We start from the raw sequence: 21,262 nt of genomic DNA on the forward strand, positions 1-21,262 counted from the left end.
CTGTTACAAAAAGGTAGTCAATCATGAGCGCAAGGCACTTTCTCTCCCTGATGGATTTCACGCCCGATGAGTTGCTCGGCGTGATCCGTCGAGGCGTGGAGCTCAAGGACCTGCGTAAGCGCGGCGTACTGTTCGAGCCCTTGAAAAACCGTGTGCTGGGGATGATTTTCGAGAAGTCATCGACCCGCACGCGCATCTCTTTCGAAGCCGGCATGATCCAACTGGGCGGCCAGGCGATTTTCCTGTCGCCTCGCGACACCCAGCTGGGCCGTGGCGAGCCGATCAGCGATTGCGCCATCGTCATGTCGAGCATGCTCGACGCCGTGATGATCCGTACCTTTGCCCACAGCACCTTGACCGAGTTCGCGGCTCATTCCCGCGTGCCGGTGATCAACGGCTTGTCCGATGACCTGCACCCCTGCCAGCTGTTGGCCGACATGCAGACATTCCTCGAGCACCGCGGCTCGATCCAGGGCAAGACCGCCGCCTGGATCGGTGATGGCAACAACATGTGCAACAGCTATATAGAAGCGGCGATGCAATTCGATTTCCAGTTGCGCATTGCATGCCCTGAAGGCTATGAGCCGGATGCAGGACTGATCGCCAAGGCCGGGGATCGAGTGTCGCTCGTCCGGGATCCGAAGCTGGCCGTGGCTGGCGCGCACCTGGTGAGCACCGACGTCTGGACCTCCATGGGCCAGGAAGAGGAAACCGCCAAGCGCCTCAAGCTGTTCGCGCCGCTGCAGGTCAACCGCGCCCTGCTCGACCTGGCGGACCCGGAGGTGCTCTTCATGCACTGCCTGCCCGCCCATCGCGGTGAGGAAATCAGCGCCGACCTGCTGGATGACCCGCGCTCCGTGGCCTGGGACCAGGCAGAAAATCGTCTGCATGCACAAAAGGCCCTGCTCGAATTCCTCGTCGAGCCGGCGTATCACCACGCATGAGTCATTCCTTGTTATTGAATCTGCACAACCTGGCCTGCGGGTACCAAGGCCAGCGAGTCGTCCAGAATCTGAATCTGCACCTCAATGCCGGTGACATCGGCTGCCTGCTAGGCTCCTCCGGGTGCGGCAAGACCACGACCTTGCGGGCCATTGCCGGCTTCGAGCCGGTACACGAAGGCGAGATCCAGCTGGCCGGGGAAACCATCTCCCGCGCGGGTTTTACCCTCGCTCCGGAAAAACGTCGCATCGGCATGGTGTTCCAGGACTACGCGCTGTTCCCACACCTCAGCGTCGCCGAGAACATGGCCTTTGGCATTCGCAAACATCCTGACAAGAACCGTGTGGTCGAAGAACTGCTGGAACTGGTCAACCTGAAGAACCTGGGAAAACGTTTCCCCCATGAGCTCTCCGGAGGCCAGCAACAACGCGTGGCCCTCGCCCGGGCCTTGGCGCCGGAACCGCAATTGCTGCTGCTCGACGAACCCTTCTCCAACCTTGATGGCGAGCTGCGGCGCAAGCTCAGCCATGAGGTGCGGGACATCCTGAAGGCGCGCGGCACCAGCGCGATCCTGGTGACCCATGACCAGGAAGAAGCCTTCGCGGTGAGTGATCACGTCGGGGTATTCCGAGAGGGTCGGCTGGAACAATGGGATACGCCCTACAATCTTTATCACGAACCCCTGACGCCCTATGTCGCCAGTTTCATCGGCCAGGGTTACTTCATTCGCGGCCAACTCGATAGCCCGGAATCGGTGCAGACCGAATTGGGGACGCTGCGGGGTAACCGGGCCTATACCTGGCCCATCGGCGGCGCCGTGGATGTACTGCTGCGCCCGGACGACATCGTCTATGCTCCGGACAGCTCGCTCAAGGCAACCATCGTCGGCAAGACCTTCCTTGGTGCTTCAACCTTGTATCGCCTGCAATTGCCGACCGGCGCGCAACTGGAATCGATTTTCCCGAGCCACGCCGACCATCAGCTCGGAGCGACCGTGGGTATTCGCGTGGCGGCCGAACACCTGGTGCTTTTCCAGGCCTCGGGTAGCACGGCAGCTCATCTGCCGCCGATGGAAAGCGGCGTGCGGCGGCACGGCACCACCAGTTAAGGGTGGAAGAAACAATCTGTGGGAGCGAGCGCGCTCCCACGGGATCTCATTGGCCTTAGCCGAGCGATAACGTCCCGCTGGCCACCAACGTCGCATTCCCACCGATCTTCACCCGATCACCTTCCAGCCGGCAAAACAGCGCCCCTCCCCTGGCCGAGCATTGATAGGCCGTCAGCCCAAGCTTGCTCAGGCGTTTGGACCAATAGGGGATCAGGCTGCAATGGGTCGAGCCGGTGACCGGGTCCTCGTTGATTCCAATCGCAGGGGCAAAATAGCGCGAGACGAAATCGTGCTTGCTTCCCGGCGCGGTGACGATCGCACCCGGCCACGGCAACTTCGCCAGGGCCGCCATGTCCGGCTTGCACTCGAGCACGGCCTGCTCCGACTCAAGTACCACGAACAACTCATTGGAACTCAGCACGTCCACCGCCTCGACCCCCAAGGCAGTCTGGACCGCCAGGGACGCGCCCAATTCGGCCGGCACGATGGCGGGGAAATCCAGCCACAGCCGGTCGCCTTCGCGAGCAACGCTCAATGCCCCGGATTTGCAGATGAAATCCAGTCGCTCCACGGTTTCGTGATAGATCTCGAACAATACGTAGGCGCTGGCCAGGGTGGCATGGCCACACAAGGGTACTTCGGTGGTGGGCGTGAACCACCGGATATGCCAGTGCTGATTTTCGCGCACCAGGAACGCCGTTTCCGCCAGGTTATGTTCGGCGGCGATCTTCTGCATCAAGTCGTCGGCAAGCCAGGCATCGAGCCGATAGACCATCGCCGGGTTACCGCCAAAGGGGCGGTCACTGAATGCATCGACCTGATGAAACGCAAGCTGCATGGCACCTCTCCTTTTTTATTGATGCGTGAGCATGAGCTGCGCAGGCACCGTTTATCCAGTGACAGATCGGCACTATTTTCACCTTACACACTGGACGTTCGACGCCTGGTCAGTTGCAAAGATTCACCGTGGCGAGGGCGCTTGCTCCCGCCAGGCGGCGCAATCAGGTTCAGGCACGGCCAATATCCGCGAACGCCGCCCCGGTGTGCTCCGCCAGCACCGCAGGCGCCAACTCCACTTCCAGGCCACGCCGCCCCGCACTGACAAACATAGTGGCCAGCGGTTGCGCGGATTTATCGATAAATGTGCGCAGGCGTTTCTTCTGCCCCAGGGGACTGATGCCCCCGAGCAAATAGCCCGTCGAGCGCTGCGCGGCGGCCGGATCGGCCATCTCGACTTTCTTCACTCCGGCCGCATGGGCCAGCGCCTTGAGATCCAGGCTCCCAGCGACCGGCACCACCGCAACCAACAACTCGCCTTTCTCGCTAGCCGCCAGCAGTGTCTTGAACACTCGCGCCGGCTCCAGGCCCAATTTTTCAGCAGCCTCCAGGCCGTAGGACGCGGCCTTCGGATCGTGTTCGTAGCTGTGGATATGATGTTCGGCGCGCACTTTTTTCAGCAGATCCAACGCGGGGGTCATGACCGCTCCTGGCAGGAAAGAACAAAAGAGTGACAAGAATTCTAAGCGATCGGCAGCTAAAAGGCTTTGCAGACCATTGGCTATGGCGCCCCCCCACTAAAAAGTCATTCATGCGACGAATAATCTGAATATGACCGACGGTTCACTTTCGACCTTTGACAGCGGCGTTTCTTGTCTATATTTTTTCGAAACTGAAAGCAGAAACACGTGTCTCAAGCAACACTACGAGTGCCGGATGGGGATCCGCCACTCGACGAAAAGGCGCAGACGGGGTTGTTTACTCGATGCGCAGGGCAACAAAAAGAACCGAGGTTTGAATGACGACTGCTTTACAACAACCCTCCCTGTCCAGCCAATGCCTGGCGGAATTCCTGGGTACGGCCCTGTTGATTTTCTTTGGTACCGGTTGCGTTGCAGCGCTCAAGGTCGCGGGTGCCAGTTTCGGCTTGTGGGAAATCAGCATCATCTGGGGTGTCGGTGTCAGCATGGCGATTTATCTCAGCGCGGGCATTTCCGGCGCGCACCTGAATCCCGCCGTCAGCATCGCCTTGTGCATTTTCACTGACTTCGAAAAACGCAAATTGCCCTTCTATATTGTTTGCCAAGTGGCCGGCGCGTTCTGCGGCGCGTTGCTGGTCTATACGCTGTACAGCAATTTGTTCTTCGATTTCGAACAGTCCCGCCATATGGTTCGTGGCACCGAAGCCAGCCTTGAACTGGCGGCGGTGTTTTCTACCTACCCTCACCCCGCACTGTCCACCGGCCAGGCGTTTCTGGTGGAGATGATCATCACCGCCATCCTGATGGGCGTGATCATGTCCTTGACCGATGATAACAACGGACTGCCGCGAGGCCCGCTGGCGCCGCTGCTGATCGGCTTGTTGATCGCGGTGATCGGTAGCTCGATGGGGCCGCTGACAGGCTTTGCGATGAACCCGGCACGTGACTTCGGTCCTAAACTGATGACTTTCTTTGCAGGCTGGGGTGAAATTTCCCTCACCGGGGCGCGTGAGATTCCATACTTCCTGGTACCGATTTTCGCGCCGATCATTGGCGCATGCCTGGGTGCTGCCGCGTATCGCGGGCTGATTGCCCGTCATCTGCCCAGCGCCATGGTTGCTACAAAGGAGGCAGAGCCGGCCATTGACGGCAAGCCCAGAACGTCCTGAAACGGTCGGCGCGGGCTGCTGCCATCGGAGTACGCGCTGACTTCTTCCTTTATTTACGTTACCTAAGTCCCAAGGCAATCGACATGACCGACATTGAGAATAAGAACTACATCATTGCCCTCGACCAGGGCACGACCAGCTCACGCGCCATTATTTTCGACCGTGACGCCAACGTGGTCTGCACCGCCCAACGCGAATTCGTCCAGCATTACCCGCAACCTGGCTGGGTCGAACACGACCCGATGGAGATCTTCGCCACCCAGAGCGCGGTCATGGTCGAAGCATTGGCCCAGGCCGGCCTGCATCACGACCAGGTCGCTGCGATCGGCATCACCAACCAGCGCGAAACCACGGTAGTCTGGGACAAATCCACAGGACGCCCGATCTACAACGCGGTCGTCTGGCAATGCCGGCGCAGTACCGAAATCTGCCAGCAGCTCAAGCGTGACGGCCACGAGCAATACATCAGTGAAGCCACTGGCCTGGTCACCGATCCCTACTTCTCCGGCACCAAGCTCAAGTGGATCCTGGATAACGTCGAAGGCAGCCGTGAGCGCGCCCGTAACGGCGAGCTGCTATTCGGCACCGTGGATAGCTGGCTGATCTGGAAGTTTACCGGCGGCAAGGTCCATGTCACCGACTACACCAATGCCTCGCGCACCATGCTCTTCAATATCCACACGTTGGAGTGGGACGCGAAGATGCTCGACATCCTCAACATCCCTCGGGAGATGCTGCCGGAGGTCAAACCCTCCTCGCAAATCTACGGCCGAACCAAAAGCGGCATCGCCATCGGCGGTATCGCCGGCGACCAGCAAGCCGCCCTCTTCGGCCAGATGTGCGTGGAGCCGGGCCAGGCGAAAAACACTTACGGCACCGGCTGTTTCCTGCTGATGAATACCGGCGACAAAGCCGTCAAATCCAACCACGGCATGCTTACCACCATCGCCTGCGGCCCGCGCGGCGAAGTTGCCTACGCCCTCGAAGGCGCCGTGTTCAATGGCGGATCCACTGTCCAGTGGCTGCGCGATGAACTGAAGATCATCAACGACGCCCTCGATACCGAATACTTCGCCAACAAGGTCAAGGACAGCAATGGCGTCTACCTGGTACCAGCCTTCACAGGCCTGGGCGCGCCGTACTGGGACCCTTATGCCCGTGGCGCGCTGTTCGGCCTGACTCGCGGCGTGCGGGTCGATCACATCATCCGGGCCACGCTGGAATCCATTGCCTACCAGACCCGCGACGTGCTCGACGCCATGCAGCAGGACGCTGGCGAACGCCTCAAGTCCTTGCGTGTGGACGGCGGCGCGGTGGCCAACAATTTCCTCATGCAGTTCCAGGCCGACATCCTCGGCACCCAGGTCGAACGCCCGAAAATGCGCGAGACAACCGCATTGGGCGCGGCGTACCTGGCCGGTTTGGCATGTGGTTTCTGGGGCAGCCTGGAAGAACTGCGCGGCAAAGCGGTGATCGAGCGTCAGTTCGAACCGCAACTGGAAGAGCAAGCCAAGGAAAAGCTCTACGCCGGATGGAAAAAAGCTGTCAGCCGCACTCGCGATTGGGAGCCTCACGAAGACGCGGAATAAAAGCCGATAAAATTCTGAAACTGGTCGGGAGGGGATTCCTGCGGCATCATGGGCAAATTTTGTATGGCAGCCCAAAGGAAGCCCCATGAATCTGCCTCCCCGCCAGCAACAAATCCTCGAACTGGTCCGCGAACGCGGTTATGTCAGCATCGAGGAGATGGCGCAGCTATTTGTCGTTACCCCACAGACCATCCGCCGCGACATCAATCAATTGGCGGAAGCGAACCTGCTGCGCCGCTACCACGGCGGCGCGGCTTATGACTCAAGCGTGGAAAATACCGCCTACGCCATGCGCGCGGACCAGATGCGCGACGAGAAGCAACGCATCGCCGAAGCCATCGCCGCCCAGATCCCCGACCACGCATCACTGTTCATCAACATCGGCACCACCACCGAATCCATCGCGCGAGCGCTGCTCAATCACAACCACCTGAAGGTGATCACCAACAACCTGCACGTGGCGTCGATCCTCAGCGCCAAGGATGATTTCGAGGTCCTGATCGCCGGTGGCAACGTACGTCGCGACGGCGGCGTGGTGGGTCAGGCCTCCGTCGATTTCATCAACCAGTTCAAAGTCGACTTCGCCCTGGTGGGCATCAGCGGGATCGATGAAGACGGCAGCCTCCTGGACTTCGATTACCAGGAGGTGCGGGTGTCCCAGGCCATCATCGCCAACGCCCGGCAAGTGCTGCTGGCGGCGGACTCCAGCAAATTCGGGCGCAACGCCATGGTCCGCCTGGGCCCGATCAGCCTGATCGATTGCTTGGTGACCGACCAGCAACCGGTGCCAGCCCTGGCGCAGTTGCTGAGCCAACACAAGATTCGATTGGAAGTGGTCTGACTTCACTTCCCCCCCTGTGGTGAAGGGTTGGCCCTTCACTGCAGAAGCACACCTTGAACACTCCTTTTTGTTCGATAATTTTCCTTTCAGTGTCATTCGATCAGTATTTTCAATCGAATGCGACTGGCTGTTGCCACGCTTATGGGCTAGTATTTTTCGCAAATGAACATTAATGTTCGAATTCAAATATTTCGAAAAGAGCCCGAGGCCAGCCGATGCCCACTACAACCTTGCCTACGCCCCCTCTCGCAGAAATCTACGATGTCGCCGTCATTGGTGGCGGTATCAATGGCGTAGGGATTGCTGCGGACGCTGCCGGTCGCGGTCTTTCGGTGTTCCTTTGCGAAAAGGACGACCTTGCCAGCCATACTTCTTCGGCCAGCAGCAAGCTGATCCATGGCGGCCTGCGCTATCTCGAACATTATGAGTTCCGCCTGGTGCGCGAGGCACTGGCCGAGCGCGAAGTCCTCCTGGCCAAGGCCCCGCACATCGTCAAGCAGATGCGCTTCGTGCTTCCCCATCGGCCGCACCTGCGCCCCGCCTGGATGATCCGCGCCGGCCTGTTCCTTTATGACCACCTGGGCAAACGCGAACAGCTCGCGGGCTCCAGAAGCTTGAAATTTGGTGCCGACAGCGTCCTCAAAAGCGAAATCACCAAAGGCTTCGAATACTCGGACTGCTGGGTTGACGACGCCCGATTGGTGGTACTCAACGCCATGGCGGCACGAGAGAAAGGCGCCCACATCCACACCCGCACCCGCTGCGTCAGTGCTCGTCGCAGCAAAGGCCTGTGGAACCTGCATCTGGAGCGAGCCGACGGCAGCCTGTTTTCGATCCAGGCCAAGGCCCTGGTGAACGCCGCCGGCCCGTGGGTGGCCAAGTTCATTCGTGACGACCTGAAAATGGAATCGCCGTACGGCATTCGCCTGATCCAGGGCAGCCATTTGATCGTGCCGAAACTCTATGAAGGCGAACATGCGCATATTCTCCAGAACGAAGACCAGCGCATCGTCTTCACCATCCCATACCTGAACCAGTTCACGCTGATCGGTACGACGGATCGCGAATACACTGGCGATCCGGCCAAGGTGGCAATTACCGAGGGCGAAACCGATTACCTGCTGAAAGTGGTCAGCGCCCACTTCAAAAAGCAGGTCAGCCGCGACGATATCCTGCACAGTTACTCCGGTGTCCGACCGTTGTGCAACGACGAATCCGACAACCCTTCCGCCGTGACTCGCGACTACACCCTCGCGCTTTCGGCAGCTGGCGAAGAGGCGCCGCTGCTGTCGGTATTCGGTGGCAAATTGACCACTTACCGCAAGCTGGCCGAATCGGCGATGGCGCAACTGGCCCCCTACTTCACGCAAATGCGACCTGGCTGGACCGCTCAGGCAACCTTGCCGGGGGGGGAAAACATGACCACCCCGCAGGCGCTGTGCTCGGCGATTCGCGACAAGTTCGACTGGTTGCCAACCGATATCGCCCGTCGCTGGGCCACCACGTATGGCAGCCGCACCTGGCGCATGCTCGAAGGCGTGCACGGCCTCGGTGACTTGGGCGAGCACATCGGCGCAGGCCTTTATACTCGCGAAGTCGATTACTTGTGCAGCGACGAATGGGCCGTCGACGCCCAGGACATCCTCTGGCGCCGCAGCAAGCTGGGACTGTTCACCAGCGCGACCGAGCAGGACAAGCTCCAGCAATATCTGCAAAAGGTCGAGCACAATCGACGCAAGATCGAAGCGGCCTGAACGATCGCCGGCTAGACCAAAAGCCCCTGAATCCAGGGGCTTTTTACTGTCCGGAATCCACCACCAGGCCCCTGTGCGCGAGCTTGCTCGCGATGAGGCCATCAGCCGCAACACGGATGCAAGCCGGTAGACCGCTATCGCGAGCAAGCTCGCTGCCACAACGATCAAAAGCACTCTCAGGTCATTCGGTTTTCCGAACACGACCCGGCAGTCAGTTCGGCAAACCGGATAGATAACGGCCAAAAAAGCTGAAACAAAACATTAATTTCCTTTAAAAACATATAGATAGTGCCAAGTGACTGGCCTGGCACGAGTCATGCTCTACACTCCTCGAGACGAACGCCTGTTACGCCAACACAACAGGAGCTGCCAGGCATTCGAAGCACTCAGGGCCGGTGGACCGGCCGAATACAAAAAAAACAATGTCGAGGAAACATCGATGCGCATCGTTCCCCATCTCCTGGGCGCAGCCGTTGCTGCCGCTCTGATCAGCACTCCGGTTTTCGCAGCCGAACTGACCGGCACACTGAAAAAGATCAAAGAATCCGGCGTCATCACGCTCGGCCACCGCGACGCCTCCATTCCGTTTTCCTACATTGCGGACGCTTCCGGCAAGCCGGTCGGCTACTCCCATGACATCCAGCTGAAAGTCGTCGAAGCCCTGAAGAAAGAGCTCGACGTACCGAACCTGCAGGTCAAGTACAACCTGGTCACCTCGCAAACCCGTATCCCGCTGGTGCAGAACGGCACCGTGGACCTGGAGTGCGGCTCCACCACCAACAACGTCGAGCGCCAGCAGCAAGTCGCCTTCTCCGTTGGCATCTTCGAGATCGGCACCAGGCTGCTGTCCAAGAAAGACTCCAAGTACAAGGATTTCGGCGACCTCAAGGGCAAGAACGTCGTGACCACCGCTGGCACCACGTCCGAGCGCTTGCTCAAGGCGATGAACGCCGACAAGCAAATGGGCATGAACGTCATCTCGGCCAAAGACCACGGCGAGTCCTTCCAGATGCTGGAATCGGGCCGGGCCGTCGCGTTCATGATGGACGACGCCCTGCTGGCTGGCGAAGCCGCCAAGGCCAAGAAAGCGTCTGACTGGGAAGTAACCGGCACCCCACAGTCCTACGAAATCTACGGCTGCATGATGCGCAAGGGCGACGAGCCGTTCAAAAAGGCTGTCGATGACGCCATCAAGGCCACCTACGCTTCGGGCGAGATCAACAAGATCTACGAAAAATGGTTCATGCAACCTATCCCGCCAAAAGGCCTGAACCTCAACTTCCCGATGAGCGAAGAACTCAAGAAATTGATCGCAGAACCGACCGACAAAGCGGCTGACGAAAAGAAATCCTGATTTCTGACTAACCTTATCTCCTGAAGGGGCCCGGCCCTTTCAGGGGATGGTCATTCCCTGCTGGCAAATCTGGAAACACTCGAACCGGTGGCTGTCGAGCCGATCGCGTGTGCCTGGCCTCCAAGCCGGGCGGGAACGGAGTTTCCCCAGGCGGGCATTTGTATATCGAACGATCTGAGGGGAGACCCTAATGAATTACAACTGGGACTGGGGCGTGTTCTTCAAGTCCACCGGCGTGGGCAGCGAGATTTATCTCGACTGGTACGTGGCCGGCCTGGGCTGGACCATTGCCATCGCCATCGTCGCCTGGATCATTGCCCTGCTGCTGGGTTCGATCCTGGGTGTGATGCGTACCGTGCCGAACCGGCTGGTATCGGGCATCGCCACCTGCTATGTGGAGCTTTTCCGTAACGTGCCGCTGCTGGTTCAGCTGTTCATCTGGTACTTCCTGGTACCGGACCTGCTGCCCGCCGATATGCAGGAGTGGTACAAGCAGGACCTGAACCCGACCACCTCAGCCTACCTGAGCGTCGTCGTGTGCCTGGGCCTGTTCACCGCCGCCCGGGTCTGCGAACAAGTGCGCACCGGCATCCAGGCGCTGCCGCGCGGCCAGGAATCCGCCGCCCGTGCCATGGGCTTCAAGCTGCCGCAGATCTACTGGAACGTGCTGCTGCCCCAGGCCTACCGGATCATCATTCCGCCGCTTACCTCGGAATTCCTCAACGTCTTCAAGAACTCCTCCGTGGCCTCGCTGATCGGCCTGATGGAGCTGCTCGCGCAGACCAAGCAGACCGCCGAGTTCTCGGCCAACCTGTTCGAAGCCTTTACCCTGGCGACGCTGATCTACTTCACCCTGAACATGAGCCTGATGCTGCTCATGCGCATGGTCGAGAAGAAAGTTGCGGTGCCCGGCCTGATCTCCGTGGGGGGTAAATAATGGAATTCGACTTCACAGGCATCATCCCGGCCATTCCCGGCTTGTGGAACGGCATGGTGATGACGCTCAAGCTGATGGCCCTGGGCGTCGTCGGCGGGATCATCCTGGGGACGATCCTGGCGCTGATGCGCCTGTCCCACAACAAGCTGATCTCCAACATCGCTGGCGCCTACGTCAACTACTTCCGCTCGATCCCGTTGCTGCTGGTCATCACCTGGTTCTACCTGGCGGTGCCGTTCGTACTGCGCTGGATCACCGGCGAGGACACGCCGATCGGCGCGTTCGGCTCCTGCGTCGTGGCGTTCATGATGTTCGAGGCGGCGTACTTCTGCGAAATCGTCCGGGCCGGCGTGCAGTCGATCCCCAAGGGCCAGATGGGCGCGGCACAGGCACTGGGCATGAATTATGGCCAGGTCATGCGCCTGATCATCCTGCCCCAGGCGTTTCGCAAGATGACCCCGCTGTTGCTGCAACAGAGCATCATCCTGTTTCAGGACACCTCGCTGGTCTACACGGTCGGCCTGGTGGACTTCCTCAATGCTTCGCGGGCCAATGGCGACATCATCGGCCGCTCCAATGAGTTCCTGATCATCGCAGGTCTCGTGTACTTCACAATCAGCTTTGCCGCCTCGCTGCTGGTCAAGCGTCTGCAAAAAAGGTTCGCCGTATGATCTCTATCAAGAACATCAACAAGTGGTATGGGGACTTCCAGGTACTGACCAATTGCAGCACCGAGGTCAGCAAGGGTGAGGTTGTGGTGGTGTGCGGGCCGTCGGGCTCGGGCAAGTCCACGCTGATCAAGTGCGTAAACGCCCTGGAGCCGTTCCAGAAGGGTGACATCGTGGTCGATGGCACGTCCATCGCCGACCCGAAGACCAACTTGCCGAAACTGCGTTCGCGCGTAGGCATGGTGTTCCAGCATTTCGAACTGTTCCCGCACCTGACCATCACCGAGAACCTGACCATCGCGCAGATCAAGGTGCTGGGCCGCAGCAAGGAAGAAGCCACCAAGAAAGGCCTGCAACTGCTGGAGCGCGTTGGCCTGTCGGCCCACGCCCACAAGCACCCGGGCCAGCTCTCCGGCGGCCAGCAGCAGCGCGTGGCGATTGCCCGTGCGCTGGCGATGGACCCGGTGGTCATGCTCTTCGACGAACCAACCTCGGCCCTTGACCCGGAAATGGTCAACGAAGTGCTCGACGTGATGGTGCAACTGGCCCACGAAGGCATGACCATGATGTGCGTGACCCACGAAATGGGCTTCGCCCGCAAAGTCGCGAACCGGGTGATCTTCATGGACCAGGGCCAGATCATCGAGGACTGCCCCAAAGAAGAGTTCTTCGGCGACATCAGCGCCCGCTCCGAACGCGCGCAGCATTTCCTCGAGAAGATCCTGCAGCACTAAAAACACCGCTTCCTGCGGTGGGAGCGGACTTGCTCGCGAAGAGGGCAGCACATCCAACATCGATGTGTCTGATACACCGCCTTCGCGAGCAAGCCCGCTCCCACAGTGGATCGGAGTTGGCTTGTCGATTTGTGTTGTGGTTGACCCAAGGCTTCTGTGATGAAATGCGACCCCACCCTTTATCGCGCCGCGCCGCCATCACTCGCCGTGAAACCCCGCCTGATCCGCCACCTGTTCCTGCCGCCGCTGGTCATTGCCCTGATGATCGGCCTGGGTTACCTCGGCTTCTGGATCAGCGAGCACTATGGCATTCGCGGCCTGGCCGAAAATGGCGAGCGCCAGTTGGAGCTGCATGCCCGCGCGGTAGAAAGCGAAATCAGCAAATACACCTATTTGCCCAGCCTGCTGGAACTTGAATCCAGCGTCTCGAAACTGCTCGATGACCCGACGCCCGAGCACCGCAAGACCGTCAACGAATACCTCGAAGGCCTCAACCGACGCAGTCGCAGCCGGGCCATCTATGTAATGGACACCACCGGCCGAGTCATGGCCACCAGCAATTGGCGCGACGTCGACAGTTACCTGGGCGAAGACCTGTCCTTTCGCGCGTATTTCCAGAACGCCGTGCGCGGCCAGCCGGGACGTTTCTACGGCATCGGCAGCACCAGTGGCGAACCCGGTTATTACCTGGCCCATGGCCTGGAGCAACAGGGCAAGATCATCGGCGTAGCCGTGGTCAAGGTCCGCCTCGAAGCCATGGAGGAACGCTGGCAGCGCGCCCGCCTGGAAGCGTTCGTCAGCGATGAGAACGGCATCATTATCTTGTCCAGCGACCCGGCACGGCGGCTCAAGTCGGTGCGGCCGCTGAGTGACGAAACCAAGGAGCGCCTGGCCCGCAGCCTTCAGTACTACTGGTTCCCGCTGAACGAGCTGATCCCCTTGGCGCGGGAACGGCTTGCCGAAGGCATGGAGAAACTGACCTTCCCCGCCAACACCGAAATCGCGGCCGACGAGCGTGCCACCAGTTACCTTTCCCAGACCCGACCGCTGAGCGACACGCCGTGGAATTTCACACTATTGACCCCGCTTGAAGACCTTCGTCGCCAAGCCATCAACCAAGGCATCCTGGTGGCCGTGGCGTTTGCGCTGGTGGCTTTCCTGCTGATCGCCTGGAACGAGCGCCGCAAAGTCATCGCCACCCGCCTCGCCGCTCGCGAAGCATTGCAGGAGGCCAATAATCAGCTGGAGCGTCGGATTACCGAACGCACCGCCGATCTGCGGGCCAGCAACGAACGGCTCAAGGGTCAGATCCGCGAACGACGGCAGGCCGAAGAGACGTTGCGCCGGGCCCAGGACGAGTTGGTACAGGCCGGGAAACTGGCGGCCATCGGCCAGATGTCCACCAGCATCGCCCATGAACTCAACCAGCCGCTGGCCGCCCTGCGTACCCTGTCGGGCAATACCGTGCGCTTCCTGGAGCGTGGCCAGCTGGACATCGCCAGCGGCAACCTGCGGACCATCAACGACCTGATCGACCGCATGGGCCGGATCACCGCCAGCCTGCGCGCCTTCGCCCGGCGCGGCGATGACAAAGGCCGGGCAAGCCTGGGCAAGGCCGTCGAGGCCGCGCTGCAATTGCTGGGCGCGCGCCTTGAAAAACTCCCTGTCCAGATCCACACGGCCTTCGAAGACGTACAGGTTCAGATCGACCAGACTCGCCTGGAGCAGGTCCTGGTGAACCTGATCGGCAATGCCCTGGACGCCATGCAGCTCCAACCGGCGCCGACGCTGTGGCTCGAAGGCCAGGGCAGCGACGGCAAATATCGCCTGCGGGTGCGGGACAATGGCCACGGCATCGACCCGCAAGCACGTAAACATCTGTTCGAACCGTTCTTCACCACCAAACCTGGCGAACAAGGCCTGGGCCTCGGCCTGACACTTTCGGCAAGCCTGTGCGCCGCCGCCGGAGGGCATTTGGGCGTCGAGCACCCGGACGACGGTGGTACTACGTTTATCCTCAGTTTACCGTTGGTAAGCCTTTCACCTGCCGAGCCGCTATGAACCACGACCTGAGCGTACTGATCGTCGAAGACGACCCCCACGTCCTGCTGGGCTGCCAGCAGGCCTTGAGCCTGGAAGACATTCCCTGCATCGGCGTGGGCAGTGCCGAAGAGGCCCTGGAGCGGGTCGACGATAACTTTGCCGGCATCGTCATCAGCGACATTCGCCTGCCGGGCATCGACGGCCTGGAACTGCTGACCCGCCTAAAGGCGCGGGACCGCAGCCTGCCAGTAGTGCTGATCACCGGTCACGGCGACATTTCCATGGCCGTCGATGCCATGCAGAAAGGCGCCTACGACTTCATGGAGAAACCGTTCTCCCCTGAGCGCCTGGTCGACGTGGCACGCCGCGCCCTGGAGCAGCGCAGCCTGGCTCGGGAAGTGTCTTCGCTGCGTCGGCAACTGGCCGAGCGTGACTCCCTGGAAGGCCGGATCATCGGCCGCTCGCCGGCCATGCAGCACCTGCGCGAGCTGATTGCCAACGTTGCCGACACCTCGGCCAATGTCTTGATCGAAGGCGAAACCGGCACCGGCAAGGAATTGGTCGCCCGCTGCCTGCACGATTTCAGCCGGCGCCATGACAAGCAATTCGTCGCACTGAACTGCGGCGGCCTGCCGGAGAACCTGTTCGAAAGCGAGATTTTCGGCCATGAGGCCAATGCCTTCACCGGTGCCGGCAAACGCCGGATCGGCAAGATCGAGCACGCCGATGGCGGCACGTTGTTTCTCGATGAAGTGGAGAGCATGCCCCTGCCCTTGCAGATCAAGCTGCTGCGCGTGTTGCAGGAACGCACCCTTGAACGCCTGGGATCGAACCAGAGCGTGGCCGTGGATTGCCGGGTGATCGCCGCCACCAAGTCCGACCTGGACGAAATGGGCCGGTCCGGGCAGTTCCGCAGCGACCTGTATTACCGCCTCAACGTGGTGACCCTGGAGCTGCCGCCCCTGCGCGAGCGGCGCGAAGACATCCTGCAACTGTTCGAACATTTTCTCCAGCAGTCGTCCCTGCGCTTTGACCGCACGGTGCCGGAGCTGGACAACCAGACCCTGTCGAACCTGATGAGCCACGACTGGCCAGGCAACGTACGCGAACTGCGCAACGTCGCCGAGCGCTACGCCTTGGGCCTGCCGGCGTTCAAGCGCTCCGGCGCCGGCGGTGCCAGCCAGGGCCTGGCCTTCGCCGAAGCGGTGGAAGCCTTCGAGCGCAACCTGCTGATGGATGCGTTGCAACGCAGCGGCGGCAACCTGACCCAGGCCAGCCAGGAACTGGGCATGGCCAAGACCACGCTGTTCGACAAAGTCAAAAAATATGGCCTGAGCCACTGACCTGGGACGTGAACCTGTGGATCTGATTTTCAAAGCGGCGCTGGGTGCAGCCGTGGTGGTCATCCTGGCGATGCTGGCCAAGACCAGGAATTACTACATCGCCGGGCTGGTGCCCTTGTTCCCGACCTTCGCCCTGATCGCCCACTACATCGTCGGCAAGGGGCGCTCGGTGGACGACCTGAAGACCACCATCGTCTTTGGGATGTGGTCGATCATTCCGTATTTCGTCTATCTCGCGACGCTCTACGTGATGGTCGACCGGATGCGCCTGGAAGCTTCATTGGCCGTAGCAGCCGTCGCCTGGCTGATGGCGGCGACGGTGCTGGTCAGCGTCTGGGTGCGGCTTCACGGCTGACTCCCCACCCAAACCGGTGACTCAATAGCCGACGGTAAACCGCGTCCGCGAAAACTGCGGCGTTTCCACTTCATCGATCATTGCAATGGCGTAGTCGGCAAAGCTGATCCAACTGCGCCCGGCGTCATCGAACAGCAGGTGGTCCTTGCCCACTCGGAACTGCCCGGTACGCTCGGTTTCGACGAATTCAGCCGAAGGCGAGAGGAAGGTCCAGTCCAGGCCCTGTTCCTGGCGCAGCACATCCAGGAACAAGGCTCCGGCGCTGGCTTCGGCCAGGTACTCCTCCGGGAAGCCGTCGCTGTCGATTACCCGGCTGTTATCCGGCAGCAGCAACGAACCGGCTCCGCCGACCACCAGCAAGCGCTTGACCCCGGCGGCCTTCACCGGCGCGATGATTTTGTCAGCCGCCACCGTGGCGAAGTGCGTGGCACTGATCACCACGTCGTGGCCTTCAACAGCAGCGGTCAATGCCTCGCTGCCCCGTACATCCAACTGCTTACTGACCACACCGTCCCGTGCGCGGACTTTTGCGGTGTTGCGGGCAATGGCCGTCACGCTGTGGCCGCGACGCAGGGCTTCTTCCAACAGCTGGCTGCCGGCGCGGCCGGTGGCGCCGATGATTGCGATTTTGCTCATGCGATTCTCCAATGAATTAGCGATGTCAGAAATACATGCTCTTGTGGCGAGTTACAGATCGTTTTTCACCACTTCATCTCGCCCTTCGCCACCTTGGCGCTCAGCTCCAGGGAACTGTCTTCCCCCAGGTCCGGATAGCGTAGTTTCATGGCGGCGACCAGCGCGGCGGAATCCTTGGCCTTGGCGGTTTCTTCATCGAAGGCCTTGATGTAACCGGCAGTAAAGCGCACTGGCGCCAGGGAACGAGCGCTTTTGCCCAGGTAATGGCCGGGGATCACGGTGGCCGGTTGCAGCTTCTCGATGTTATCCAGGGTCGCCAGCCAATCCTTGTGGGATTGCGGCGTCTGGGTGTCGGCCATCCACACATGGATGTTCTGCGCCACTACCACGCCACCAACCACGGCCTTGATCGATGGAATCCACACAAAACTGCGGTCGGGCTGTGGACCATCAAGGCCGACGATCTGCAAGCGCTGGCCTTCCAGCGTCAGGCTGTCGCCCTTGAGCACCTGGGGCACGATGGCCTTGGCCGGTGCATCGGTCTTCAGGATCGGCCCCCAGTATTTCAGCTTGCCGTCCATGGTGTGCTTGATGTGCTCGACGGTCGGCGCGGAGGCCAGCACCTGGGCGTCCGGGAACGCAGCGGTAAGGGTCTCCAGGCCGAAATAATAGTCGGGGTCGCCGTGGCTGATGTAGATCGTGGTCAATCGCTTGCCACTGGCGCGGATTTTTTCCACGACCTGCTCGGCCTGGGATTTGCCAAATTGGGCGTCCACCAGAATCGCCTCTTTTTCGCCACTGACCAGTACCGAAGTCACCGGGAAGATCGCCGCCGCGCCGGGGTTATAGACGTCCAGGGTCAAATCGGCGGCCCAGGCCTGGGCCGTGAAGGCCAGCGCCACGGTCGCCAGCAGCAAGCGTTTGATGGGGGTAAAACCAGTCATGAAGTGCTCCGTTAGTACAAAGGCCCGCAAGGGAATGAACGGAGCTTAATTGCCCAACTCATTACAAAAAATGCGATGCTGGGACATAGTTTGTTTCTGAAATCGGGCAAATCATGGATCGTCTACAAGCAATGCGGGTGTTCGTCACCGTGGTGGACCTGGGCAGCCAATCGGCTACGGCCGAGCATCTGGACTTGTCCCGGCCCGTGGTGTCGCGCTATTTGGCGGAATTGGAGGACTGGGTCGGCGCCCGATTGATGCACCGCACCACCCGCAAGCTGAGCCTGACAGCCGCGGGCACGGAGATCCTGCCACGCTGCCGACAGATGCTGGAGCTGTGCGGCGACATGCAAGCGGCAGTCAGCACCCCGCAAGACGCCCCACGAGGCATGCTGCGCGTCAGCGCCAGCCCCTCGTTCGGCCAATCGCAACTGGCGAGCGCGATGGCCGAGTACGTCCAACGATATCCTGGGGTGAGCGTCGACCTGCAGATGCTCGATCGCACCGTCAATCTGGTGGACGAACGCATCGACTTGGCGATCCGCATGAGCAACGACCTCGATCCCAACCTCATCGCCCGGCGCCTCACGGTCTGCCGCTCGGTCATCTGCGCCGCCCCCCGTTATCTGCGCGAACACCCGATACCGCAGCGGGTAGAAGACCTGAGCCGGCACAACTGCCTGACCCACTCCTACGTCGGCAAAAGCCTGTGGCATTTCGAGCAGGACGGCGATCAGGTTTCGGTGCCGGTGCAGGGCAACATCAGCGCCAACGAAGCCAGCACCTTGCTCCAGGCAACCATAGCCGGCGCCGGTGTGGCGATGCTGCCCAGCTACCAGGCCGGCCCTCATATCCAGAACGGCGAACTGGTGCGGCTGCTGGCCCACGCCGAACCGCGCCGGATGAACATGTACGCGGTGTACGCGTCGCGCAAGCACATGCCGTCGGCATTGCGCAGCCTGCTGGATTTCCTGGTGCTCAAGTTTCCCGAGACGCCGGAGTGGGATGTGGGGCTATAACCCCGTCCCTGAGGCATCTCTGTAAAGCTTCAAGCCTGCGCCGGGATTTCACCAACAGCCCGCCCCAAGGCATACTTGCCACCCTCCGCCTCCCAGAATCCAAAACCGCCCCATGCGTATCCACGTCAGCTTCATCGACCGCGTCGGCATCACCCAGGAAGTCCTGGCGTTGCTCGGTGGGCGCAATCTCAACCTGGATGCGGTGGAGATGGTGCCGCCCAACGTGTACATCGACGCCCCGACCCTCAGCCCGCAAGTGCTGGATGAGTTGCGCGAGGCGCTGTTCAGCGTGCGCGGCGTGCAGGCGGTCACGGTGGTGGACATCCTGCCGGGCCAGCGTCGGCACTTGCAGCTCGATGCCTTGCTCGCCGCCATGACCGACCCGGTGTTGGCCCTGGACAGCGCCGGCAAAGTGTTGCTGGCCAACCCGGCGCTGATCGCCCTGTACGGCCGTGAACCGGCCGGGGAAAGCGTGGCCGAGCTGTTCAGTGACGAGGCACTGCTCGGCGCCTTGCTGGAGAATGGCTTCCGCTTGCCGCTGCGGGAAATCACCCTCAACGGCCAGACCTTACTGTTGGACGCCACGCCCATCACCGACGCTGGCGCGTTGTTGACGCTTTACCAGCCCAACCGTATCGGCGAACGCCTTTCGGCCCTGCATCACGACCACGCCGAAGGTTTCGATGCATTGCTGGGCGAATCCCCGGCGATCCGTACGCTCAAGGCTCGTGCCCAGCGCGTTGCGGCACTGGACGCACCGTTGCTGATCCAGGGCGAAACCGGCACCGGCAAGGAACTGGTGGCCCGCGCCTGCCACGCCATCAGTGCCCGTCACGGCGCGCCGTTTCTGGCACTGAACTGCGCCGCGCTGCCGGAGAACCTGGCCGAAAGCGAGCTCTTCGGCTATGCCCCCGGCGCCTTCACGGGCGCGCAACGGGGTGGCAAGCCGGGGTTGATGGAGCTGGCGAACCAGGGCACGGTATTTCTCGATGAAATCGGCGAGATGTCGCCGTACCTGCAAGCCAAGCTGCTGCGCTTCTTGAACGATGGCAGCTTTCGCCGGGTCGGCGGTGACCGGGAGATCAAGGTCAACGTACGGATCCTCAGCGCCACTCACCGCAACCTGGAGAAAATGGTCAGCGAAGGCTCGTTCCGCGAAGACCTGTTCTATCGCCTGAATGTGCTCAACATTGAAGTTCCGCCGCTGCGTGAGCGTGGCCAGGACATCCTGCTGTTGGCGCGGTATTTCATGCAGCAAGCCTGTGCGCAGATCCAGCGCCCGGTTTGCCGCCTGGCCCCCGGCACCTACCCCGCGCTGCTGGGCAACCGCTGGCCGGGCAACGTGCGGCAATTGCAGAACGTGATCTTTCGCGCCGCCGCCATCTGCGAAAGCAGCCTGGTGGACATCGGCGACCTGGACATCGCCGGCACTTCGGTCGCGCGCCAGGGCGATGTGGAAGTCGAGAGCCTGGAGCAGGCTGTGGAAGGCTTCGAGAAGCAGTTGCTCGAAAGCTTGTATGCCAATTACCCCTCCACCCGCCAATTGGCCAGCCGCCTGCAAACCTCCCATACCGCGATTGCCCATCGGTTGCGCAAGTATGGGATTTCGGGGAAGCCATAGACCCAGCTCCCATAGGGCCTGCGGCATACTTGAAAGCTAGCCAGAAACGACCTTCACTGTACTGAAAGCGCTACAGCGGAACGATATCGCTACACTCCGCGCTAACCTGCACGGCGCAAGGCTTTGATCCCACAACGATTTTTTACAGGCGTCCAGCTGTAGCGATTTCGCTACAGCCAAGACAATTCGAGCGCCGACAGAACCTGTTAAGCCCTTGATAAACAAGCCATTAATGACATTGGCCGCATTCTTGCTATGGGTATTGCATTCGGCCGGGCCAAGCCCCGCGCCTTTCTTCGCGTCCACCAGACGAATCTGGCCCCAGGAGTTTCCATGAGCGAGTTGCGTTTCACTGAAGATCACGAATGGCTGCGCGCCGAAACCGACGGCAGCGTTACCGTAGGCATCACCGCTTTCGCGCAGAATGCGTTGGGCGACGTGGTTTTTGTGCAACTGCCTGAATTGCAGTCCTATGAAAAAGGCGCCGAAGCCTCTACCGTGGAATCGGTCAAGGCAGCCAGCGGTGTGTACATGCCACTGGACGGTGAAGTGCTCGAAGTGAATGGCAACCTCGACAGCAGCCCGGAACTGGTCAATGAAGACCCGATGGGCGAAGGCTGGTTCTTCCGTTTCAGACCGACCGACGCCGACGCAGTGGCTAAGCTGTTGGATCGAGACGCCTACGACCGCCTGATCAAAGCCAACGCCGAAGCCTGAGGAGCGCACC

At 60.8% G+C, this 21,262-nt stretch carries 20 protein-coding genes; 16 read left to right on the top strand and 4 right to left on the bottom strand.

The window, feature by feature from the left end:
- Nucleotides 1-23: 23 nt before the first annotated feature.
- A complete protein-coding gene (gene argF, locus JZ00_RS15750; protein WP_039591744.1) occupies nucleotides 24-944 on the top strand; it encodes an ornithine carbamoyltransferase in 921 nt (306 codons plus the stop codon).
- Nucleotides 941-2,050: an ABC transporter ATP-binding protein gene (locus tag JZ00_RS15755; protein WP_039591743.1), complete on the top strand. Its 1,110-nt coding sequence runs from the start codon at nucleotides 941-943 to the stop codon at nucleotides 2,048-2,050. The genes argF and JZ00_RS15755 overlap by 4 nt, the downstream gene beginning before the upstream one ends.
- Before the next feature lie 55 nt (nucleotides 2,051-2,105).
- On the opposite strand, the gene JZ00_RS15760 is transcribed toward JZ00_RS15755, so the two are convergent.
- Nucleotides 2,106-2,888 carry a PhzF family phenazine biosynthesis protein gene (locus JZ00_RS15760; protein ID WP_039591742.1) on the bottom strand — a complete coding sequence of 261 codons (783 nt, stop codon included), beginning with the start codon at nucleotides 2,886-2,888 and terminating at the stop codon, nucleotides 2,106-2,108.
- 169 nt (nucleotides 2,889-3,057) lie between these two features.
- Nucleotides 3,058-3,528 carry a Cys-tRNA(Pro) deacylase gene (ybaK, locus tag JZ00_RS15765; RefSeq protein ID WP_039591741.1) on the bottom strand — a complete coding sequence of 157 codons (471 nt, stop codon included), beginning with the start codon at nucleotides 3,526-3,528 and terminating at the stop codon, nucleotides 3,058-3,060.
- Nucleotides 3,529-3,845: 317 nt separating this feature from the next.
- On the opposite strand from ybaK, the gene JZ00_RS15770 reads away from it, so the two are divergent.
- The 11 genes from JZ00_RS15770 (at nucleotide 3,846) to JZ00_RS15820 (ending at nucleotide 16,315) form a co-directional block, all read left to right on the top strand.
- On the top strand, nucleotides 3,846-4,697 hold the full coding sequence (locus JZ00_RS15770) for an MIP/aquaporin family protein (protein ID WP_039591740.1): 852 nt from the start codon (nucleotides 3,846-3,848) through the stop codon (nucleotides 4,695-4,697).
- Nucleotides 4,698-4,780: 83 nt separating this feature from the next.
- The gene (gene glpK / locus JZ00_RS15775) at nucleotides 4,781-6,286 is read left to right on the top strand and encodes a glycerol kinase GlpK (protein WP_039591739.1); all 1,506 of its coding nucleotides are present in this window, start codon (nucleotides 4,781-4,783) and stop codon (nucleotides 6,284-6,286) included.
- Between the two features lie 85 nt (nucleotides 6,287-6,371).
- Nucleotides 6,372-7,127 (top strand): DeoR/GlpR family transcriptional regulator, encoded by a 756-nt coding sequence (locus tag JZ00_RS15780; RefSeq protein WP_039591738.1) that lies wholly within the window; start codon nucleotides 6,372-6,374, stop codon nucleotides 7,125-7,127.
- 215 nt (nucleotides 7,128-7,342) lie between these two features.
- Entirely contained in the window at nucleotides 7,343-8,881 is a 1,539-nt protein-coding gene (gene glpD / locus JZ00_RS15785) for a glycerol-3-phosphate dehydrogenase (RefSeq protein WP_039591735.1), read from the top strand.
- A 439-nt stretch (nucleotides 8,882-9,320) separates the two neighbouring features.
- Complete coding sequence (locus JZ00_RS15790; RefSeq protein WP_039591734.1) at nucleotides 9,321-10,235, top strand: glutamate/aspartate ABC transporter substrate-binding protein; 915 nt, start codon at nucleotides 9,321-9,323, stop codon at nucleotides 10,233-10,235.
- 190 nt (nucleotides 10,236-10,425) lie between these two features.
- Nucleotides 10,426-11,172, top strand: a complete 747-nt coding sequence (locus JZ00_RS15795) for an amino acid ABC transporter permease (protein WP_039591733.1) — start codon at nucleotides 10,426-10,428, stop codon at nucleotides 11,170-11,172.
- Complete coding sequence (locus JZ00_RS15800; protein WP_030140772.1) at nucleotides 11,172-11,843, top strand: amino acid ABC transporter permease; 672 nt, start codon at nucleotides 11,172-11,174, stop codon at nucleotides 11,841-11,843. The genes JZ00_RS15795 and JZ00_RS15800 overlap by 1 nt, the downstream gene beginning before the upstream one ends.
- Nucleotides 11,840-12,574, top strand: coding sequence for an amino acid ABC transporter ATP-binding protein (locus JZ00_RS15805; protein WP_018614195.1), 735 nt, complete (start codon nucleotides 11,840-11,842; stop codon nucleotides 12,572-12,574). Before JZ00_RS15800 ends, JZ00_RS15805 begins: the two co-directional genes overlap by 4 nt.
- 159 nt (nucleotides 12,575-12,733) lie before the next feature.
- A complete protein-coding gene (gene aauS, locus JZ00_RS15810; RefSeq protein WP_039591732.1) occupies nucleotides 12,734-14,635 on the top strand; it encodes a two-component sensor histidine kinase AauS in 1,902 nt (633 codons plus the stop codon).
- Entirely contained in the window at nucleotides 14,632-15,960 is a 1,329-nt protein-coding gene (gene aauR, locus JZ00_RS15815; protein ID WP_039591730.1) for a two-component response regulator AauR, read from the top strand. The genes aauS and aauR overlap by 4 nt, the downstream gene beginning before the upstream one ends.
- A gap of 25 nt (nucleotides 15,961-15,985) precedes the next feature.
- Complete coding sequence (locus tag JZ00_RS15820) at nucleotides 15,986-16,315, top strand: GlpM family protein (protein ID WP_187293334.1); 330 nt, start codon at nucleotides 15,986-15,988, stop codon at nucleotides 16,313-16,315.
- A gap of 21 nt (nucleotides 16,316-16,336) precedes the next feature.
- On the opposite strand, the gene JZ00_RS15825 is transcribed toward JZ00_RS15820, so the two are convergent.
- Together JZ00_RS15825 and JZ00_RS15830 are read right to left on the bottom strand one after the other, a co-directional pair.
- Nucleotides 16,337-16,951 (bottom strand): NAD(P)-dependent oxidoreductase, encoded by a 615-nt coding sequence (locus JZ00_RS15825; protein ID WP_039591729.1) that lies wholly within the window; start codon nucleotides 16,949-16,951, stop codon nucleotides 16,337-16,339.
- A 65-nt stretch (nucleotides 16,952-17,016) separates the two neighbouring features.
- Nucleotides 17,017-17,895, bottom strand: coding sequence for an MBL fold metallo-hydrolase (locus JZ00_RS15830; RefSeq protein WP_039591728.1), 879 nt, complete (start codon nucleotides 17,893-17,895; stop codon nucleotides 17,017-17,019).
- Between the two features lie 113 nt (nucleotides 17,896-18,008).
- On the opposite strand from JZ00_RS15830, the gene JZ00_RS15835 reads away from it, so the two are divergent.
- The 3 genes from JZ00_RS15835 (at nucleotide 18,009) to gcvH (ending at nucleotide 21,252) form a co-directional block, all read left to right on the top strand.
- The gene (locus tag JZ00_RS15835; RefSeq protein ID WP_080942572.1) at nucleotides 18,009-18,914 is read left to right on the top strand and encodes a LysR family transcriptional regulator; all 906 of its coding nucleotides are present in this window, start codon (nucleotides 18,009-18,011) and stop codon (nucleotides 18,912-18,914) included.
- A 112-nt stretch (nucleotides 18,915-19,026) separates the two neighbouring features.
- The gene (locus tag JZ00_RS15840) at nucleotides 19,027-20,535 is read left to right on the top strand and encodes a sigma-54-dependent transcriptional regulator (RefSeq protein ID WP_039591724.1); all 1,509 of its coding nucleotides are present in this window, start codon (nucleotides 19,027-19,029) and stop codon (nucleotides 20,533-20,535) included.
- 333 nt (nucleotides 20,536-20,868) lie between these two features.
- On the top strand, nucleotides 20,869-21,252 hold the full coding sequence (gene gcvH, locus JZ00_RS15845; RefSeq protein WP_039591723.1) for a glycine cleavage system protein GcvH: 384 nt from the start codon (nucleotides 20,869-20,871) through the stop codon (nucleotides 21,250-21,252).
- The last annotated feature ends 10 nt before the right edge of the window (nucleotides 21,253-21,262 follow it).

This window comes from Pseudomonas frederiksbergensis (genome assembly GCF_000802155.2).
Lineage (GTDB): Bacteria > Pseudomonadota > Gammaproteobacteria > Pseudomonadales > Pseudomonadaceae > Aquipseudomonas > Aquipseudomonas frederiksbergensis_A.

Bases quoted from the DNA above. Each gene is read 5' to 3' on its own strand.
- JZ00_RS15805 (WP_018614195.1), top strand. From the start codon at position 11,840: ATGATCTCTATCAAGAACATCAACAAGTGGTATGGGGACTTCCAGGTA.
- JZ00_RS15790 (WP_039591734.1), top strand. From the start codon at position 9,321: ATGCGCATCGTTCCCCATCTCCTGGGCGCAGCCGTTGCTGCCGCTCTG.
- aauS (WP_039591732.1), top strand. From the start codon at position 12,734: ATGAAATGCGACCCCACCCTTTATCGCGCCGCGCCGCCATCACTCGCC.
- glpK (WP_039591739.1), top strand. From the start codon at position 4,781: ATGACCGACATTGAGAATAAGAACTACATCATTGCCCTCGACCAGGGC.
- argF (WP_039591744.1), top strand. From the start codon at position 24: ATGAGCGCAAGGCACTTTCTCTCCCTGATGGATTTCACGCCCGATGAG.
- JZ00_RS15755 (WP_039591743.1), top strand. From the start codon at position 941: ATGAGTCATTCCTTGTTATTGAATCTGCACAACCTGGCCTGCGGGTAC.
- JZ00_RS15760 (WP_039591742.1), bottom strand. From the start codon at position 2,888: ATGCAGCTTGCGTTTCATCAGGTCGATGCATTCAGTGACCGCCCCTTT.
- JZ00_RS15835 (WP_080942572.1), top strand. From the start codon at position 18,009: ATGGATCGTCTACAAGCAATGCGGGTGTTCGTCACCGTGGTGGACCTG.
- JZ00_RS15780 (WP_039591738.1), top strand. From the start codon at position 6,372: ATGAATCTGCCTCCCCGCCAGCAACAAATCCTCGAACTGGTCCGCGAA.
- JZ00_RS15795 (WP_039591733.1), top strand. From the start codon at position 10,426: ATGAATTACAACTGGGACTGGGGCGTGTTCTTCAAGTCCACCGGCGTG.
- JZ00_RS15800 (WP_030140772.1), top strand. From the start codon at position 11,172: ATGGAATTCGACTTCACAGGCATCATCCCGGCCATTCCCGGCTTGTGG.
- JZ00_RS15840 (WP_039591724.1), top strand. From the start codon at position 19,027: ATGCGTATCCACGTCAGCTTCATCGACCGCGTCGGCATCACCCAGGAA.
- ybaK (WP_039591741.1), bottom strand. From the start codon at position 3,528: ATGACCCCCGCGTTGGATCTGCTGAAAAAAGTGCGCGCCGAACATCAT.
- glpD (WP_039591735.1), top strand. From the start codon at position 7,343: ATGCCCACTACAACCTTGCCTACGCCCCCTCTCGCAGAAATCTACGAT.
- gcvH (WP_039591723.1), top strand. From the start codon at position 20,869: ATGAGCGAGTTGCGTTTCACTGAAGATCACGAATGGCTGCGCGCCGAA.
- JZ00_RS15770 (WP_039591740.1), top strand. From the start codon at position 3,846: ATGACGACTGCTTTACAACAACCCTCCCTGTCCAGCCAATGCCTGGCG.
- aauR (WP_039591730.1), top strand. From the start codon at position 14,632: ATGAACCACGACCTGAGCGTACTGATCGTCGAAGACGACCCCCACGTC.
- JZ00_RS15825 (WP_039591729.1), bottom strand. From the start codon at position 16,951: ATGAGCAAAATCGCAATCATCGGCGCCACCGGCCGCGCCGGCAGCCAG.
- JZ00_RS15830 (WP_039591728.1), bottom strand. From the start codon at position 17,895: ATGACTGGTTTTACCCCCATCAAACGCTTGCTGCTGGCGACCGTGGCG.